The sequence below is a fragment of the Rodentibacter myodis genome, from assembly GCF_001999305.1.
GTDB classification, from domain to species: domain Bacteria; phylum Pseudomonadota; class Gammaproteobacteria; order Enterobacterales; family Pasteurellaceae; genus Rodentibacter; species Rodentibacter myodis.
In genome coordinates this window covers 1-3,270 of record NZ_MLHQ01000029.1, presented here as the reverse complement: position 1 = coordinate 3,270, position 3,270 = coordinate 1, and the positions used below count along the sequence as shown (strand labels likewise).

Sequence of the window (3,270 nt, the reverse complement as noted above, 5' to 3'; positions counted from 1 at the left end):
CTGTTCTTTAACAAATTGGAAACAAGCTGAAAACTGAAGAGACTTTCAAGAAAAGTCTGAGTAAGGAAAAATCTTGATTGAACAAAAGCAATCAAGTGTTTAGTTGATGAACATAGCGACTTTAAGTGTTTTTGTCTCCCTCATAAAAAGAAAGCGGGAGAGTGTAGAAAACATTTGAGGTTGTATAGTTAAGTGACTAAGCGTACAAGGTGGATGCCTTGGCAATCAGAGGCGAAGAAGGACGTGCTAATCTGCGAAAAGCTTGGATGAGTTGATAAGAAGCGTTTAATCCAAGATATCCGAATGGGGAAACCCAGTGGGTGAAGAACCCACTATCAACAGATGAATCCATAGTCTGTTGAGGCAAACCGGGAGAACTGAAACATCTAAGTACCCCGAGGAAAAGAAATCAACCGAGATTTCGTCAGTAGCGGCGAGCGAAAGCGAAAGAGCCTGTTAGTGATAGCGACAAAGACAGAGGAACATGCTGGGAAGTATGGCGACACAGGGTGATAGCCCCGTACTTAAAGTCTTTGTCGTGGTACTAAGCTAACGACAAGTAGGGCGGGACACGTGATATCCTGTCTGAAGAAGGGGGGACCATCCTCCAAGGCTAAATACTCCTGATTGACCGATAGTGAACCAGTACTGTGAAGGAAAGGCGAAAAGAACCCCGGCGAGGGGAGTGAAATAGAACCTGAAACCTTGTACGTACAAGCAGTGGGAGCCTGAAAGGGTGACTGCGTACCTTTTGTATAATGGGTCAGCGACTTATATTTTGTAGCGAGGTTAACCGCATAGGGGAGCCGAAGGGAAACCGAGTCTTAACTGGGCGAATAGTTGCAAGGTATAGACCCGAAACCCGGTGATCTAGCCATGGGCAGGTTGAAGGTTGGGTAACACTAACTGGAGGACCGAACCGACTAATGTTGAAAAATTAGCGGATGACTTGTGGCTGGGGGTGAAAGGCCAATCAAACCGGGAGATAGCTGGTTCTCCCCGAAATCTATTTAGGTAGAGCCTTGAGCGGACACCTTTGGGGGTAGAGCACTGTTTCGGCTAGGGGGCCATCCCGGCTTACCAACCCGATGCAAACTCCGAATACCAAAGAGTGATACTCAGGAGACACACGGCGGGTGCTAACGTCCGTCGTGGAGAGGGAAACAACCCAGACCGCCAGCTAAGGTCCCAAAGTCTATATTAAGTGGGAAACGAAGTGGGAAGGCTTAGACAGCTAGGATGTTGGCTTAGAAGCAGCCACCATTTAAAGAAAGCGTAATAGCTCACTAGTCGAGTCGGCCTGCGCGGAAGATGTAACGGGGCTGAAATATAGCACCGAAGCTGCGGCATCAGTAGTAATACTGTTGGGTAGGGGAGCGTTGTGTAAGCGGAAGAAGGTGCATTGAGAAGTGTGCTGGACGTATCACAAGTGCGAATGCTGACATAAGTAACGATAAAACGGGTGAAAAACCCGTTCGCCGGAAGACCAAGGTTTCCTGTCCAACGTTAATCGGGGCAGGGTGAGTCGGCCCCTAAGGCGAGGCTGAAAAGCGTAGTCGATGGGAAACGGGTTAATATTCCCGTACTTGGATAAACTGCGATGTGGGGACGGAGCAGGTTAGGTTAGCGTACGGTTGGAAATGTACGTTTAAGCCGGTAGTTGGGATAGGTAGGCAAATCCGCTTATCCATAGAAACAACGAGAGGTGATGACGAAGTTCTACGGAACGGAAGTAACCGATACCACACTTCCAGGAAAAGCCACTAAGCTTCAGGTTTATCTAAACCGTACTGAAAACCGACACAGGTGGTCAGGTAGAGAATACTCAGGCGCTTGAGAGAACTCGGGTGAAGGAACTAGGCAAAATAGCACCGTAACTTCGGGAGAAGGTGCGCCGGCTTAACTTGTAACTCCTTGCGGGTGAAGGGTGAACCGGTCGAAGTGACCCGCTGGCTGCAACTGTTTATTAAAAACACAGCACTCTGCAAACACGAAAGTGGACGTATAGGGTGTGATGCCTGCCCGGTGCTGGAAGGTTAATTGATGGTGTTATCGCAAGAGAAGCACCTGATCGAAGCCCCAGTAAACGGCGGCCGTAACTATAACGGTCCTAAGGTAGCGAAATTCCTTGTCGGGTAAGTTCCGACCTGCACGAATGGCATAATGATGGCCAGGCTGTCTCCACCCGAGACTCAGTGAAATTGAAATCGCCGTGAAGATGCGGTGTACCCGCGGCTAGACGGAAAGACCCCGTGAACCTTTACTATAGCTTGACACTGAACATTGAATTTTGATGTGTAGGATAGGTGGGAGCCAATGAAGCAGTCACGCCAGTGATTGTGGAGGCGTCCTTGAAATACCACCCTTTAACGTTTGATGTTCTAACGAAGATTGCGGAACGCGGTCTCGGACAGTGTCTGGTGGGTAGTTTGACTGGGGCGGTCTCCTCCCAAAGCGTAACGGAGGAGCACGAAGGTTTGCTAATCACGGTCGGACATCGTGAGGTTAGTGCAATGGTATAAGCAAGCTTAACTGCGAGACAGACAAGTCGAGCAGGTACGAAAGTAGGTCATAGTGATCCGGTGGTTCTGAATGGAAGGGCCATCGCTCAACGGATAAAAGGTACTCCGGGGATAACAGGCTGATACCGCCCAAGAGTTCATATCGACGGCGGTGTTTGGCACCTCGATGTCGGCTCATCACATCCTGGGGCTGAAGTAGGTCCCAAGGGTATGGCTGTTCGCCATTTAAAGTGGTACGCGAGCTGGGTTTAGAACGTCGTGAGACAGTTCGGTCCCTATCTGCCGTGGGCGTAGGATAATTGGTTGGGGCTGCTCCTAGTACGAGAGGACCGGAGTGGACGCACCACTGGTGTTCCGGTTGTGTCGCCAGACGCATTGCCGGGTAGCTAAGTGCGGAAGAGATAAGTGCTGAAAGCATCTAAGCACGAAACTTGCCAAGAGATGAGTTATCCCAATCTATAAGGTTGTAAGGGTTGTTTGAGACGAAGACGTAGATAGGCATGGTGTGTAAGTGTAGTGATACATTGAGCTAACATGTACTAATTGCCCGAGAGGCTTAACTATACAACGCTCAAGTGTTTTTAAAGAAAAAGAAGCACGGGTGTAACGAGACAAAACAAGACAGACCGAAAGGACAAAAAGACAGAATAAAAGAGATTTGTCAGGAAATGAAAGGACTTAACAGTAATCAGCTTGTGACCGATTAACGCAATGAAAATAAAGCTTGCGAAAAAGCAAAAAAGCAAAA

General features: G+C 48.6%; 1 rRNA gene. It reads left to right on the top strand.

What is annotated here, in order from left to right:
• The first annotated feature begins 186 nt into the window (after positions 1-186).
• A 23S ribosomal RNA gene (locus BKL49_RS10690) occupies positions 187-3,086 on the top strand.
• The last annotated feature ends 184 nt before the right edge of the window (positions 3,087-3,270 follow it).